This is a genomic window from Olleya sp. R77988 (assembly GCF_044594215.1).
In the GTDB taxonomy this organism is placed as follows: domain Bacteria; phylum Bacteroidota; class Bacteroidia; order Flavobacteriales; family Flavobacteriaceae; genus Olleya.
The window spans coordinates 2,309,268-2,324,056 of record NZ_CP138988.1 but is presented as its reverse complement, the minus strand read 5'-3'; the positions used below and the strand labels follow the sequence as shown (position 1 = coordinate 2,324,056).

Annotated in this window: 13 protein-coding genes; 10 read left to right on the top strand and 3 right to left on the bottom strand. The window is 30.8% G+C overall.

Annotation, left to right across the window (positions count from 1 at the left end; genetic code table 11):
* Window positions 1–231 precede the first annotated feature (231 nt).
* The 4 genes from clpB (at window position 232) to SJY17_RS10620 (ending at window position 6,190) form a co-directional block, all read left to right on the top strand.
* Window positions 232–2,841, top strand: a complete 2,610-nt coding sequence (gene clpB / locus SJY17_RS10635) for an ATP-dependent chaperone ClpB (protein ID WP_397362538.1) — start codon at window positions 232–234, stop codon at window positions 2,839–2,841.
* Window positions 2,842–3,023: 182 nt separating this feature from the next.
* Entirely contained in the window at window positions 3,024–3,620 is a 597-nt protein-coding gene (locus SJY17_RS10630; RefSeq protein WP_397362537.1) for a TetR/AcrR family transcriptional regulator, read from the top strand.
* Window positions 3,621–3,671: 51 nt separating this feature from the next.
* A complete protein-coding gene (locus SJY17_RS10625; RefSeq protein ID WP_397362536.1) occupies window positions 3,672–4,157 on the top strand; it encodes an acyl-CoA thioesterase in 486 nt (161 codons plus the stop codon).
* A 116-nt stretch (window positions 4,158–4,273) separates the two neighbouring features.
* Complete coding sequence (locus tag SJY17_RS10620; protein ID WP_397362535.1) at window positions 4,274–6,190, top strand: PEP/pyruvate-binding domain-containing protein; 1,917 nt, start codon at window positions 4,274–4,276, stop codon at window positions 6,188–6,190.
* Between the two features lie 2 nt (window positions 6,191–6,192).
* Here SJY17_RS10620 and SJY17_RS10615 read toward each other — a convergent pair whose 3' ends face one another.
* The 3 genes from SJY17_RS10615 to SJY17_RS10605 all read right to left on the bottom strand — a co-directional run bounded on the left by SJY17_RS10615 (window position 6,193) and on the right by SJY17_RS10605 (window position 9,026).
* Entirely contained in the window at window positions 6,193–6,885 is a 693-nt protein-coding gene (locus SJY17_RS10615; RefSeq protein WP_397362534.1) for a toxin-antitoxin system YwqK family antitoxin, read from the bottom strand.
* Between the two features lie 15 nt (window positions 6,886–6,900).
* Entirely contained in the window at window positions 6,901–8,382 is a 1,482-nt protein-coding gene (gene mqo / locus SJY17_RS10610) for a malate dehydrogenase (quinone) (protein ID WP_397362533.1), read from the bottom strand.
* A 104-nt stretch (window positions 8,383–8,486) separates the two neighbouring features.
* Window positions 8,487–9,026 (bottom strand): hypothetical protein, encoded by a 540-nt coding sequence (locus SJY17_RS10605; protein ID WP_397362532.1) that lies wholly within the window; start codon window positions 9,024–9,026, stop codon window positions 8,487–8,489.
* 180 nt (window positions 9,027–9,206) lie between these two features.
* On the opposite strand from SJY17_RS10605, the gene deoC reads away from it, so the two are divergent.
* The 6 genes from deoC to SJY17_RS10575 all read left to right on the top strand — a co-directional run bounded on the left by deoC (window position 9,207) and on the right by SJY17_RS10575 (window position 14,733).
* Window positions 9,207–9,878: a deoxyribose-phosphate aldolase gene (gene deoC / locus SJY17_RS10600; protein ID WP_397362531.1), complete on the top strand. Its 672-nt coding sequence runs from the start codon at window positions 9,207–9,209 to the stop codon at window positions 9,876–9,878.
* Window positions 9,879–9,939: 61 nt separating this feature from the next.
* Window positions 9,940–10,638: a purine-nucleoside phosphorylase gene (gene deoD / locus SJY17_RS10595; protein ID WP_397362530.1), complete on the top strand. Its 699-nt coding sequence runs from the start codon at window positions 9,940–9,942 to the stop codon at window positions 10,636–10,638.
* A gap of 9 nt (window positions 10,639–10,647) precedes the next feature.
* Window positions 10,648–11,163 (top strand): SixA phosphatase family protein, encoded by a 516-nt coding sequence (locus SJY17_RS10590; RefSeq protein ID WP_397362529.1) that lies wholly within the window; start codon window positions 10,648–10,650, stop codon window positions 11,161–11,163.
* Window positions 11,163–11,666: a GNAT family N-acetyltransferase gene (locus tag SJY17_RS10585; protein WP_397362528.1), complete on the top strand. Its 504-nt coding sequence runs from the start codon at window positions 11,163–11,165 to the stop codon at window positions 11,664–11,666. Before SJY17_RS10590 ends, SJY17_RS10585 begins: the two co-directional genes overlap by 1 nt.
* A gap of 34 nt (window positions 11,667–11,700) precedes the next feature.
* Complete coding sequence (gene smpB, locus SJY17_RS10580; protein WP_397362527.1) at window positions 11,701–12,156, top strand: SsrA-binding protein SmpB; 456 nt, start codon at window positions 11,701–11,703, stop codon at window positions 12,154–12,156.
* 108 nt (window positions 12,157–12,264) lie between these two features.
* Window positions 12,265–14,733: a DUF5686 and carboxypeptidase regulatory-like domain-containing protein gene (locus tag SJY17_RS10575; protein WP_397362526.1), complete on the top strand. Its 2,469-nt coding sequence runs from the start codon at window positions 12,265–12,267 to the stop codon at window positions 14,731–14,733.
* Window positions 14,734–14,789 lie beyond the last annotated feature (56 nt).

Sequence of the window (14,789 nt, the reverse complement as noted above, 5' to 3'; positions counted from 1 at the left end):
AAAAAAACAACTAACTAAAATAGATACCATACATAGACAATACAGTATTAAAATTATTGGCTATAAAACACCAAAATCAGACAAAATGTCTTTAAAATCAATGCTTAAGATGACTTTTTGGCATTTAAATGGTGTTATTTACAATTGGTAGGATAATTGACTTATTGTACTTGTAAATCAATAATTAAATAATAATTTTCGCTTAAGCGGAAATAAAAACAACATAACAATATGAACCCAAATAATTATACAATCAAATCGCAAGAAGCCATACAACGTGCGCAACAGATTGCGCAAAGTTATGGTCATCAACAAATAGAAAATGAACACTTTTTTAAAGCCATTTTTGAGGTTGATGAAAACGTATTACCATTCATTTTAAAAAAACTGAATGTCAATATTAATGTATTAGAATTAGCATTAGACAAACAATTAGAGAGTTTTCCTAAAGTTACAGGAGCAGATATTATGCTGTCTCGTGAAGCTGGAAAAACTCTAAACGAAGCCTCTATTATTGCAAAAGCAATGAATGATGACTACGTGTCTATCGAGCATTTTATTTTAGCTGTTTTTAAATCAAACAGTAAAATAGCACAAATGCTTAAAGACCAAAGTGTAACAGAAAAAGGTTTAAAAGCAGCAATTGATGAGCTTAGAAAAGGAGACAGAGTAACATCACAAAGTCAAGAAGAGACTTATAACTCGCTTAACAAATACGCTAAAAACTTAAATCAATTAGCAAGAGACGGAAAATTAGATCCTGTTATTGGTCGAGATGAAGAAATTAGACGTATTCTTCAAATCTTATCTCGTCGTACTAAAAACAACCCAATATTAGTTGGTGAACCAGGAACTGGTAAAACTGCAATTGCAGAAGGTTTAGCACATAGAATAGTAGATGGAGATATTCCAGAAAATTTAGTGGACAAACAAATTTTTGCACTAGATATGGGAGCACTTATTGCTGGAGCAAAATTTAAAGGCGAATTTGAAGAACGCCTAAAAGCTGTAATTAAAGAAGTTACAGAAAGTGATGGTGATATCGTCCTATTTATTGACGAAATCCACACACTAGTTGGTGCTGGTGGTGGACAAGGCGCAATGGATGCTGCAAACATTTTAAAACCTGCTTTAGCACGTGGAGAGTTGCGTGCTATTGGAGCAACTACTTTAGACGAGTACCAAAAATACTTTGAAAAAGACAAAGCTTTAGAACGTCGTTTCCAGAAAGTTATGGTGGACGAGCCTGATACAGAAAGTGCGATTTCTATTTTAAGAGGAATTAAAGAAAAGTACGAAACACACCACAAAGTACGCATAAAAGATGATGCTATAATTGGTGCTGTAGAGTTGTCTCAACGTTACATAACCAACAGATTTCTTCCAGATAAAGCAATTGACTTAATGGACGAAGCTGCTGCTAAAATGCGCATGGAAATCAACTCTAAACCTGAAGAATTGGATGTTTTAGATAGAAAAATAATGCAATTAGAGATCGAAATTGAAGCCATAAAACGCGAAAAAGATGAAGCTAAGCTTAAAACTTTAAGTTCTGATTTAGCAAATTTAAAAGAAGAACGAAACGAAATAAATGCCAAATGGAAAAGCGAAAAAGAAGTTGTCGATAACATCCAAAACACAAAGCAAGCTATAGAAAACTTCAAGCTTGAAGCTGAAAAAGCAGAACGTGATGGAGATTATGGTAAAGTAGCTGAGTTACGTTATGGTAAGATTAAAGAAGCACAAGAAACGCTAGAAAAATTGCAAAAAGACTTAACTGATAATCAATCTGAAAGCTCTTTAATTAAAGAAGAAGTGACCTATGAAGACATTGCAGAAGTAGTTGCTAAATGGACAGGAATACCAGTAACAAAAATGTTGCAAGGTGATCGTGAAAAGCTATTAAAATTGGAAGACCAATTACACAAACGTGTGGTAGGACAACAAGAAGCAATTGTAGCAGTTAGTGATGCTGTAAGACGAAGTCGTGCAGGATTACAAAATCCTGACAAACCCATTGGCACCTTCTTGTTTTTAGGAACAACAGGAGTTGGTAAAACAGAATTAGCAAAAGCGTTAGCTGAGTATTTATTTGATGATGAAAGCGCCATGACTAGAATTGATATGAGCGAGTATCAAGAACGTCATGCAGTAAGCAGATTAGTTGGTGCGCCTCCAGGATATGTTGGTTATGATGAAGGCGGACAACTAACAGAAGCTGTTAGACGTAAACCATATTCTGTTGTGCTTCTAGACGAAATTGAAAAAGCGCATCCAGACACGTTTAATATCTTATTACAAGTATTAGACGAAGGTCATTTAACAGACAACAAAGGTCGTATTGCAGATTTTAAAAACACCATTATTATAATGACATCCAATATGGGAAGTCAAATAATACAAGAGAGATTTGATGCTGTAAAAGATGTGGACACTGCTATTGAAGGTGCAAAAGTAGATGTGTTAGCTTTATTAAAACAAACGGTTAGACCAGAGTTTATAAATAGGATTGATGACATTATAATGTTTACACCTTTAACACAAGACAATATTACTGAAATAGTAGGATTACAGTTAAAAGGCGTTTCTAAAATGATTGCAAAACAAGGGATTACGTTTGACGCAACACCAGAAGCAATAAAGTACTTAGCAGATAAAGGTTACAATCCAGAATATGGAGCACGACCTGTTAAACGTGTCATTCAAAAAGACGTTTTAAATCAATTAAGCAAAGAGATTTTATCTGGACAAGTAACAACAGATAGTATTATTTTACTTGATGCTTTTGACGGTGAATTAGTCTTTATAAATCAAGGTGATTTAGTTACAGAAGAATTTTAATTTGGTGACTAAACATTGTCAAAATCACAAAGTTCTGTTAACATAAAATAAAGCGTAAAATAGTACGTTTTTATAATGGTTGGTTAGTTGAAAAGCAACACAATACTTGACAAAAGTGGCGTGTTGCTTTTTTTTATCAATTAATATACCGATTGGTATATTTTTATTATATTTGAATCATCATGATTTCAAAATCACAACATACAACTCAATTTATACTTGAAACAGTTGCTCCAATTTTTAATAAAAATGGTTATGCAGCAACAAGTTTAAGCGATTTAACAAAAGCTACTGGACTTACTAAAGGTGCAATTTATGGTAATTTTAAAAACAAAGAAGAATTAGCAATAGCTGCATATAAATACAATATAAAAATTGTAATGAGTGCTATCTCAAAATATATTGAGCAAGAAGATTCTCCTATTAAAAAACTATTTTTAATTGTAGATTTTTATCGTAATTATTTTCAATTTACTTCAAAAATGGGTGGCTGTCCTGTTATAAATGTTGGTGTAGATGCTAATAACCAAAACCAAAAATTATTAGAAAAAGTAAGACATGTTATAGAGCGTATTCAAGGTCAATTAGCAACTATAATTGAAGATGGAATTGAGGCTAATGAAATTTCTTCAGAAATTAATGTAATGCAATATTCAAAACGTATTGACACCATGATTCAAGGCGCTATTTTTATGGCTCATACAATGAATGATAATTATTATATTAAAGATACAATGGATCAAATTGATCAAATGATTATTAACCAAATGAAAGCATAATATTTTTTTAACCCTAAATATACCGTTTGGTATATTTTAAACACAAAATAAATGATGAATAACCTTCCAAAAATTGTAACAAGTAAAACTAAAATTAGGTTTCAAGATTGCGATCCTTTTAACCATTTAAATAATGGTAGTTATATTAACTATTTTATAAATCACAGAGAAGATATGATATTAGAACATTATGATATTGATATGTTTAAAATGGCAAGAAAAACTGGGCAAAGTTGGGTTACAAATAGTAATCAGATTGCTTATTTAAAACCAGCGTTTTTAATGGAAACTGTAACTATAGAGTCTCAGTTGTTTAGAGAAAGTAGTAGCGATTTAATGGTGGAAATGCGCATGTATGATGATAAAAAAACGCATTTAAAAGCTATAATTTGGTGTGGTTTTACTCACTTTAATATCTTAGAACAAAAAAGAGCAATGCATAGTGAAGATATAAATAGTCTATTTAAAACTATTTGTAATCCTATTGATGCTAAAACTTTTGAAGAGCGCATACTTCAGCTTAAAACAAAAAAATAGTCTTTAAAAAAATTATTAGCTAAAGCAATACAATACTTGACAAAAGTGGCGTGTTGCTTTTTTTGTAAACTATAATTAACATATATTGTATACATCTAATTAAAAAACACTTTAGTTTGACTATATCTCAAATCAAAAAACATTTAATATTACTTTTTATCATAACCTCAACTTTAGGGTTTGCACAAACTAAGTTTAAAAGTGTATTAAATTCTGAATCAGATTTTAATACCTTAAAAACAACTCCTGTTACTAATAAATATGGGAATGTAGATGCATTAAAAGTTGTTTTTGATATTAAAGAAAAGCAATTGTATTTTATAAACAGTAAAGTCTATAAATACCATTATAGATTCTGTAAAGGCTATTTAGAAATACCAGAGACATTACAACAATTTAATGGTTCAAACTATAAGGCTCAGCATCCAAAAAAACGTTTTTTACTAGGTAATATCAATCATTATTTAGCTAACGATTCTTATAATTTAGAGTTGTCGCCAATTGATGAGATGCAAATTTCTGACATCAAAACATTTTATGAAGCCATTAAAAAAGCCACCTATTTTAAAACCTTTAATTTCTTTTTAAATACTGCACGACTAGAAAAACTAGAATCTGTTTTAGACATACCTACTCTATCTGCATCAGATTTATATGGTGACCAAACCTATCAAGCAGTAAGTACACAAAAAAACTATGGTTGCTTAAAATTTGTATCTGTAGACTCTTTAAAGCACGAAAACATAACAAAACACGATATTATTGTTATTGACCAACCAATATTAGAATTACCTATTACAGCTGGTGTTATAACTACTATTTTACAAACACCTTTAAGCCATATTTCTGTTTTAGGTAAAAATAGACAAATCCCAATTGCAGCTTATACCAAAGCGATGCAATCTGATATTTTAAAAAGCTATGATAACCAATATGTGTCTTTTGAAGTCGCTTTAGATACGTTTTACATCAAACCAATTTCAAAAGAGCAGTTTGAAAGAAAAACGAAAAAGAAGAAAAAAACAACACTATTTTTAGAAAAAAACACCAACGCAAAATCATTAATTAATGCAGACGACTTAAGTCAAAAATCTGTAAATACTGTTGGTGGAAAAGCTGCTAATTTTGGTGTACTTTACGATCTGGCAAAAAAAGAAGACTTTAAAATTCCGGAATCTGCTTTTGCAATTCCGTTCTACTATTATGAAGCGCATTTAAAAGCATCTGGAGCTGATACTTTAGTCAAACAAATGGTTTATGATTATAAAATTAATCAAGACACAAAAACATTAAGTAAACAACTAAAAGCCATTCAAAAAAGAATAAAAAAAACACCACTAAATCCTGATTTAATAGCAAAAGTAGAAGCCAAAATAAAAAGTTTAGGCAATGATATGCGTATGCGTTTTAGAAGCTCGACAAATGCTGAAGATATTGTAGGATTTTCTGGAGCTGGATTATACGACTCCAAAACAGGAATTGTAGGTAGCGATAAAAAACCTGTTGAAAAAGCCATTAAAAAAGTCTGGTCAAGTTTATGGTATGAGCGTGCGTTTTTAGAGCGTGACTACTTTAGTATTGATCAAAACAGTATTGCAATGGGTGTTTTGGTACATCGCTCCTTCCCTAACGAAAAAGCTAATGGTGTAGCCATTACCAAAAACTTATATCGTAAAAACTATTTAGGAAATGTTATAAACGTACAAGTTGGCGAAGCTAGTGTTGTACAACCAGAAGATGGCGTAACCTGCGACCAGATTATTTGTTATTCTGGATCGTCTTCTAAATTATATAACGAAAAACGCATTGTAGAAATCATATCACATTCTAACCTAAATAATGGTGAGTTAGTAATGACTGAAGCAGAAATTATTAAACTATCTGAACAATTAGAAAAAATCAAAAAACACTATTATTACAACGTCTACAAATCCAAAAAGAAGTATTTAGAGTTTGGGTTGGATATCGAGTTTAAATTAGATGGTGAGGATAGACAATTGTATATAAAGCAGGTTAGGTATTTTAATGATTAAAATCAATTAATAACATTTTTAATATTCTTTCTTTTTATTAATCTCCCATTTTCCCATTTTTCTATAAAGTTTAACTTACCATTTTTATCGTAATATTTAAAATCGCCATCTTCAATTCCTTCTTTATAGTTAGCTATTAATCCTAATTCTCCATTGGGATGGTACTCTTTCCAAATACCGTTTTGATTTCCATTTTTATAAACTCCAGTTGCTCCAATCGTCTTTCCATCTAGATGATATTCGATCCATTTTCCTTCAGCTTTACCATTTTTCATTATTCCTTTTTCTTGTAGTTTTCCTTCTCCCCATTTCATTTCCCATTCACCATCAAATTTCCCATCAACATAGTAGCACTTTAAATGCTCATCACCATCACCAAAATATGTTTTCCAAACACCATTTTCTTTACCATTAATATAATAACCTTGTTCTTTTATTATACCATCATTATAATAATAAATCCATTTTCCTGTTTTCAATCCTTCATCATTATAAACTCCAGAATCTTTTTTTGTTTCAGTTTTATAAAAATCTTTATTTTCTACTCTATTATTTTTTTCAATATGTGATTTTGTATTTAGTATCTCTTTTAAAAAAGTCTTTTCGTTTTTTTTTGTTCTTGACTGGATAACTTTTGTTATTAGAATTAATAAACTAGAAATTATTAATAATAACCAAACAACCTTTTTTTTCATAATAGAATTGTATTATTATAATTTTAAACACTTCTCACTCTTCACTAACTGCTCGTTAAACAAACTTTCAGTAACCTCAGTATTCCAAAATGGTATCATTTTGTTCATTATTGCTTTTCCTTTTTCAGAATGTAATAGCTCTGGAAAGGCTTGTTCTAAAACCTCTAACATTACTGATGTTGCAGTAGATGCTCCTGGAGAAGCACCTAATAAACAGGTGATGCTACCATCTTTACTGCTGACTACTTCTGTGCCAAATTGCAAGACACCACCTTCAAATTCGTCCTTTTTAATAATTTGCACACGTTGTCCAGCTACTAAAATCTCCCAATCGTGACTTTTAGCGTCCTTCATAAATTTACGTAAGGCATCCATCCTATCCTCATGAGACGATGTGACTTGCTCTATTAAGTATTTAGTTAATGGTAAATTATGCCAAAACGCACCTAATAATGGCGAAATATTATCAAATTTAACCGATTTAAACAAGTCAAAATTAGAGCCTTCTTTTAAAAATTTAGGGCTAAAACCTGCAAAAGGTCCAAACAACAATTCTCGTTTTCCGTTTATATAACGTGTATCCAAATGTGGTGTTGACATTGGTGGATCACCAAGTCCTGCTTTACTGTATACTTTAGCATTATGTTGTTTAATAAGGTCTGGATTTTTACAAACTAGCCATTCTCCACTTACCGGAAAACCACCATAACCTTCTTTTTCTTCAATTTCTACTTTTTGTAATAACAACAAGCTTCCACCACCTGCTCCTATAAAAACATGTTTAGATTCTAGATTATATTTTTCTTTCGTTTTAAGGTTTTTAACTTCTACAGTCCAATCAATATCTGGACTTGGGTCAATATCTTTAACTTCCATATTACAGTACACTGGTGTATCATATTTTGTTTCTAGAATATTAAATAAGGTTTTAGTTAACACACCATAGTTTACTTCTGTACCTCTATCAATCCTAGAAGCAGCCATAACCTCATCCTCCTGTCTGTTTTCCATTATTAACGGAAACCACTGTTTCATTTTACTACTATCTCTAGTAAAATCAATAGTTTCAAACATAAAATGGTGTTTCATGGTATTAAAACGTTTTTCTAGATAGTCAGCATTTTCTTGACCTAAAACCCAACTATGATGTGGTACAGCAGCAATAAAACTATTAGGATTGTCTAACAAACCTTGTTCTACTAAATAACTCCAAAATTGTTTAGAGGTTTCAAACTGTTGGCAAATTTTTATGGCTTTTTTTATAGAGATTTCTCCATCTTTTTCTGGACAGTAATTTAGCTCGCAAAGTGCAGAATGTCCTGTTCCAGCATTATTCCATGCTGCAGAACTTTCTTGAGCAACGTCATCTAGACGTTCGACAATTAATACTTTTAAATCAGGTTTTAAGATTTTAGCCATTAGTGCTAAAGTTGCACTCATAATTCCACCACCAACACAAATTAAATCGTATTCCTTCTCTATTTTGTCCTTATTCATTCATCTATTTTTTTTAAATATAAAATAAATGAAGCGTTTAGTTGTTTTTAAAACAAAAAAAAAGCCACTTAAAAAGTGGCTTTTCCAATTTTGATAACTAACTCTTAAAATAATAACTTGATACCAAAATTAACGTTCATAGAGTTAAATCCTAAAGATGTTGTTCCTACAGCATCTCCTTCATCTGGAGAAATTGCATTGTATCCAAACTGACCAAATGTAGCTTCTAATGTTAATACATCAGATACAAAAAAGTCAATTCCTGGTCTTAAGTTAAAACCGTAACCAGTTGCTCCATCATATATTTGTACTGGTACATCTGCTTGACCAAAAATGTAAAACTGATCATTAATACTCCAATATTTTCTAACTAAAGGCATGATTGTAATTGCATCTACTGCATCAGCTTCACCAACAGTAGTAGAGCTATAACCAACTCCTAAACCAACTGTTACAGAAGGAGAAATAAATGTACCAACTACTGGTAAAATCCCAAATGTACTTGTGTCTGTAGCTTCGCTATCATTATATTCTAATTGACCTAAAGCCCACCATGCACCTTCTAATCCTTTATTGTCATCTTGTGCAGATACTTTAAAAGAGAATAATAAAACTAAAGCTAATGGTAATAATAATTTTTTCATGATTTAATAATTTATTGTTTGTTTATGGTACAAATTTAGGTGAGTTCTAAACCTTAAAAACTGACTTTTATCATAGTTTTGAAAAGTTTTTATTCTTGCTTTTGTAAGGCTAAAATTTGAAGTTTATTCAAAGTGATTTATACTCAAAAAACCATTAACTTTATACCATAAATATTAAAGATGAATTCATTAAGTCAATATATAGATCATACCCTTTTAAAGCCTACTGCTACTAAAACAGATATATTAAAGTTGTGTAAAGAAGCAACAGAACATCAGTTTTTCTCTGTTTGTGTTAATAGTTGCTATGTTAGTTTGGCTAAAGCCGAATTAAAAGATAGCAATGTTAAAGTTTGTAGCGTTATAGGTTTTCCATTAGGAGCAATGAGTACTAAAGCTAAAGTTAAAGAAACCAAACACGCACTTAAAGATGGTGCAGACGAAATTGATATGGTTATTAATCTAGGCTTATTAAAAAGCAAAGATTTTAAAGCTGTTTTAAAAGATATTAAGTCTGTAAAAAAAGAAATGCCAAATCATGTGTTAAAAGTAATTTTAGAAACTTGTTATCTAGATAATAAAGAACTTGTAAAAGCTAGTCAATTAGCAATAGAAGCTGGAGCAGATTTTATTAAAACATCCACAGGTTTTGGTACAGGTGGAGCAACTACTGAAGCTGTAAAACTAATGAAAAACACCATTAATAATGGTTTAACTAAAATAAAAGCATCAGGAGGTATTAGAGATACCAAGACTGCTTTAAAATACATTAATATTGGTGTGCAACGCATTGGTACATCTAACGGAATTGCAATAGTGACAGGTAATTCTTCAACAAGTATTAACTATTAATAAAAGAGTAAAAACTTTAGACACTTTAAATACTTTCTAACTTAAAAACTATCTAACAAAAATGAGTATACATATTGGAGCAAAAAAAGGAGATGTTGCAGAAACTATATTATTACCAGGAGACCCTTTACGTGCAAAATGGATTGCCGAAACATTTTTAGAAAACCCAGTATGCTTTAACGAAGTTAGAGGTATGCTAGGTTATACAGGTACTTATGAAGGTAAACGCGTCTCTGTAATGGGAACAGGAATGGGTGTGCCAAGTATTTCTATTTATGCTCATGAATTAATAACACAATTTGGAGTAAAAAATTTGATTCGTGTTGGTAGTTCTGGGTCTTACCAAAAGCACATAAAAATTAGAGATGTAGTTTTAGCTATGGCTGCTTCTTCAAACTCTGGTGTTAACGAGTTGCGTTTTGGTGGTGCAGATTACGCTCCTACTGCTAGCTTTGAACTATTTCAAAAAGCTGTTGAAGCTGCAAAAAACAAAAATGTCCCAATTAAAGCTGGAAATGTTTTTACGTCTGACGAGTTTTATGCAGACGATTTTGAATCCTACAAAAAGTGGAGCAAATTTGGTGTACTGTGTGTAGAGATGGAAACTGCTGGATTATATACTGTTGCAGCAAAGCATAACGTAAATGCGTTAACTATCTTAACCATTTCAGACTCATTAGTCACAGGAGAAAGTACAACAAGTAAAGAGCGCGAAACAACGTTTAAGGACATGATAAACATTGCGCTTGAGCTAGCTTAATTATTAAATATGAAAAAAATACTACTTCTAATTTTTGTTCTTTTATTTACTTTTTCTATAAAAGCACAAGACGATAGTAATACCACACATGAAAAAACTACGTATTACTTTATTAGACATGCAGAAAAAGATAAAAGTGATGCAACAAACAGAAATCCAAAACTGATAAGAAGAGGAAAACGTCGTGCTAGACAATGGAAACGTTATTTTAAAAGAAAAAAGCTAGATGCTATATACTCTACAAACTATAAACGCACTTTAAGCACAGCATTTCCAACAGCAAACAATAAAAAATTACCAATAATTTTATATAATCCTAGGCAAACAGATTACGAAGCTTTTAAAAAAGAAACCCATGGACAGTCTATACTAATTGTTGGACATAGTAATACAACACCAAGTTTTGTAAATGCAATAATTGGGAAAGACAAACACCAATCTATTGACGAAACCATTAATAGCAAACTTTTTATTGTAACCATTACAAATGGAAAAGTGATAGATCAAGTTTTAGACATAAACTAATGCCTAGCTTAAAACCTGTTACAATAAACAATCACGAAGCATTATTTAAATTAATGCAACGTATTTACCCTCCTGCTTATAAGCAATTATGGTTAAATGAAGATTGTTCTTGGTACATACATTCGCAATATAATTTTGAGCAACTTAAAAAAGAATTACAAGACACAAATGCAGAGTATTACTTTATTATGGATGCCAAAAAAGACATTGGTATTTTAAGATTAATCCATCAAAAAGAAAAAGCCACAACTAAACTTCATAGATTATATCTAGACCAAAATTACCAAGGTCAAGGGATGGGTCAAAAATTAATGCTTATTATTGAAGCTTTTGCTAAAGTAAATAATTCTAAATCTATCTGGTTAGAAGCAATGGATACTCAAATACAAGCATTACAGTTTTATAAAAAACAAGGTTTTACAATTGTACAGACCTATCAATTACCTTTTAAATTAATTCATCAAAAATTAAGAGGTATACATAAAATGACTAAACAATTATAATAGGTTTTACTACTATTTTATTAGCTTTGCACCAATGCAAAAAAAGATAAACATACTTAATAAAAAGGCTAAGTTTTTATACGAAATTATAGATACCTATACTGCTGGAATAGTATTAACTGGTACTGAAATAAAATCTATTAGAAACAGTCAAGCCTCTATTGCAGAATCTTTTTGCGAGTTTAATGAACAACATGAATTGTTTGTTATAAACATGACTATTCAAGAATACGCTTATGGTAATTACTACAACCATAGACCAAAAGCAGAGCGTAAATTGTTATTAAATAAAAAAGAACTTAAAAAACTAGAAAAAGAAGTCAACAATTCTGGTTTAACCATTATTCCTTTACGTTTATTTTTAAACGAAAAAGGCTTTGCAAAGCTAGATATAGCTTTAGCAAAAGGAAAAAAACTATACGACAAACGCGAAACTATTAAGGATAGAGAAAACAAGCGTGACTTGGCAAGAATTAAGAAAAATTTCTAATAACTTTATAATTTCTATAACAACCTAAAGCTTGTTTAAGTTATATGTTTGGTGTCAGACAACCATTTTATAAAAATGTACGTCTATACTATTAAACAACCAACTTAAATGAAATATTCTCTTTTTACACTATTTGTATTATTTAGCACTATAACATTTGCCCAAATAACCGGAACAGTAACATCTCAAGAAAAACAAGCACTTCCTGTAGTCAATATTTTTATTGAAAACACAAATAACGGAACCACTACAAATAATGATGGTAACTACTCTCTTGATATAAATAAAACAGGAGACTATACTATTACATTTCAATATTTGGGATATAAAACTTTAAAAAAGAAAGTAACAATAAACCAATTTCCATTTGTATTAAATGTAGTATTAACAGAAGAAGATATTAATTTAGATGAAGTCGTTATTAACTCTGAAGAAAATCCAGCAAATGTCATTATCAGACAAACCATAGCAAAGCGTAAAGACAATTTAAAAAGAACAAATACTTTTAAAGCAGAATTTTACTCTAGAGGGTTTCTTAAATTAATTAATGTTCCAGAAAAAATATTAGGACAAGAAGTTGGAGATTTAGATGGTGCATTGGACTCTGTTACCAGAAGTGGAATTGTTTACCTTTCCGAAACCATTTCCAAACTAGAATACTTATCTCCAAAACCGTTAAAAGAAACCATTACAGCTTCAAAAATTAGTGGAGACAGTAATGGCTTTAGTTTTAATAACGCAACAGATGTCGAGTTTAACTTTTATAAAAATACTATAGAATTAGGTAGCGAGATTGTATCACCAATTTCGGATTTTGCTTTTAATTACTATCGTTACAAGCTAGTTGGAACATTTTATGATGATTTAGGAAACCTAATAAATAAAATAGAACTACTCCCAAAACGAAAAAACGATAAAGCGTTTGGTGGCTTTATTTATATTGTTGAGGACGACTGGAGTCTATTTGGTACAGATGTATCTTTAACTGGTCAACAAGCACAAATACCAGCAGTAGATTTGTTTAACATCAAACAAACCTATACCTATTACAATACAGATAAACTATGGGCAAAAACAACACAATTATTCGATTTTAATTTTAGTATGTTAGGTATTAATGGAGATGGTCGTTTTACTGCTGCTTATAACGATTATGATTTTAATCCAAATTTTGACAAGAAAAATTTTACTAGAGAAATCTTGTCTTTTGAAGACAATGCCAACAAAAAAGACTCTATATTTTGGGACAAAAAAAGACCTGTTCCGTTAACTAATGCAGAAGCTGAAGATTATGTTAGAAAAGACAGCATCCAGTTAGTTAGAGAGTCTAAAACCTATTTAGATTCGGTTGATAAAGTAGACAACAAATTTAAATTAGGTAATCTTTTAGGTGGATACAGTTACAATAACTCCTATAAAAAAACTTATTTTAACATCTCCTCTCCTATTAGTAAATTAGGGTTTAATACTGTCCAAGGATGGAATGGATCTGTTACTGCAAATTACACTAAGGGTTATAAGGATTATAAAAAACACTTTAATGTATCATCCACAATCAATTATGGAGCGTCGGATGAAAGGCTTAGAGCAATTGGAAAAATAAACTACAGGTTTAACCGCAAAAACAGAGCTTCCGTATCGCTTTCTGGAGGAAGTCAAGTCCAACAATTTAATCCTAGCTTAACAAGTTTAGAAGCCTTAAACACGTCGTATTCATTATATGCAGAGAAAAATTATTTAAAAATTTACGATCGTAGTTTTGCACAGCTTAATTACAGTCAAGAGTTATTAAATGGACTGTATCTGTATTCAGGGTTAAGTTATAATCGCAGACAACCATTATTTAATACAACAGATCAAGCTTGGTATCCACAAGATAATAGAGATTACACCAGTAATAACCCTTTAGATCCAACTGCAAATGGTGTTGCGTCTTTTGATGCACATCATATTATGAAGTTTAACTTAAATACACGCATTAATTTTGGTCAAAATTATATGACCTACCCTTTTGGTAAATTTAATATCCCAAATGGTAAAATACCAACCTTGTATTTAGGGTATCAAAAAGGCTTTGGAAGTAGCAATGACAACTATAATTTTGACCAATTTAAAGCACAATTATACCAAAATGTTAACCTAGGCAATAAAGGAGATTTAACTTATATAATAAAAGGAGGACTCTTTAATAATGCAGACAACATAGCATTTATGGATTATCATCATTTTAATGGTAATCAAACCAATGTTGTTATGGATGGCAACTATATTAACAACTTTAAAATACTACCCTATTATGCGTTAAGTACTAATAAGGCTTACGCCGAAATCCATGCAGAACACAATTTTAAAGGTTATATCTTAAACAAAATCCCTTTATTAAATAAACTAAATTTTAATTTAGTAGCAGGTTTTAATGCAGCAGCTACAAAAGAAAACAAACCTTATACAGAGTACTCTTTAGGATTAAGCAATTTAGGTTGGGGAAAAATGCGTTTTTTACGTGTAGATTATGTACGTGCTTACCAAGGAATCGGATTAGTAAACGATACCTTTATGTTTGGGTTTAGTTTTTAACCCAATTCCTGCGAAAGCAGGAATCTCATACTACTAAATTTTAAGACTTGACTTTG

Coding starts and splice junctions, on each gene's coding strand:
- clpB (WP_397362538.1), top strand. CDS start 232: ATGAACCCAAATAATTATACAATCAAATCGCAAGAAGCCATACAACGT.
- SJY17_RS10630 (WP_397362537.1), top strand. CDS start 3,024: ATGATTTCAAAATCACAACATACAACTCAATTTATACTTGAAACAGTT.
- SJY17_RS10625 (WP_397362536.1), top strand. CDS start 3,672: ATGATGAATAACCTTCCAAAAATTGTAACAAGTAAAACTAAAATTAGG.
- SJY17_RS10615 (WP_397362534.1), bottom strand. CDS start 6,885: ATGAAAAAAAAGGTTGTTTGGTTATTATTAATAATTTCTAGTTTATTA.
- mqo (WP_397362533.1), bottom strand. CDS start 8,382: ATGAATAAGGACAAAATAGAGAAGGAATACGATTTAATTTGTGTTGGT.
- SJY17_RS10605 (WP_397362532.1), bottom strand. CDS start 9,026: ATGAAAAAATTATTATTACCATTAGCTTTAGTTTTATTATTCTCTTTT.
- deoC (WP_397362531.1), top strand. CDS start 9,207: ATGAATTCATTAAGTCAATATATAGATCATACCCTTTTAAAGCCTACT.
- deoD (WP_397362530.1), top strand. CDS start 9,940: ATGAGTATACATATTGGAGCAAAAAAAGGAGATGTTGCAGAAACTATA.
- SJY17_RS10590 (WP_397362529.1), top strand. CDS start 10,648: ATGAAAAAAATACTACTTCTAATTTTTGTTCTTTTATTTACTTTTTCT.
- SJY17_RS10585 (WP_397362528.1), top strand. CDS start 11,163: ATGCCTAGCTTAAAACCTGTTACAATAAACAATCACGAAGCATTATTT.
- smpB (WP_397362527.1), top strand. CDS start 11,701: ATGCAAAAAAAGATAAACATACTTAATAAAAAGGCTAAGTTTTTATAC.
- SJY17_RS10575 (WP_397362526.1), top strand. CDS start 12,265: ATGAAATATTCTCTTTTTACACTATTTGTATTATTTAGCACTATAACA.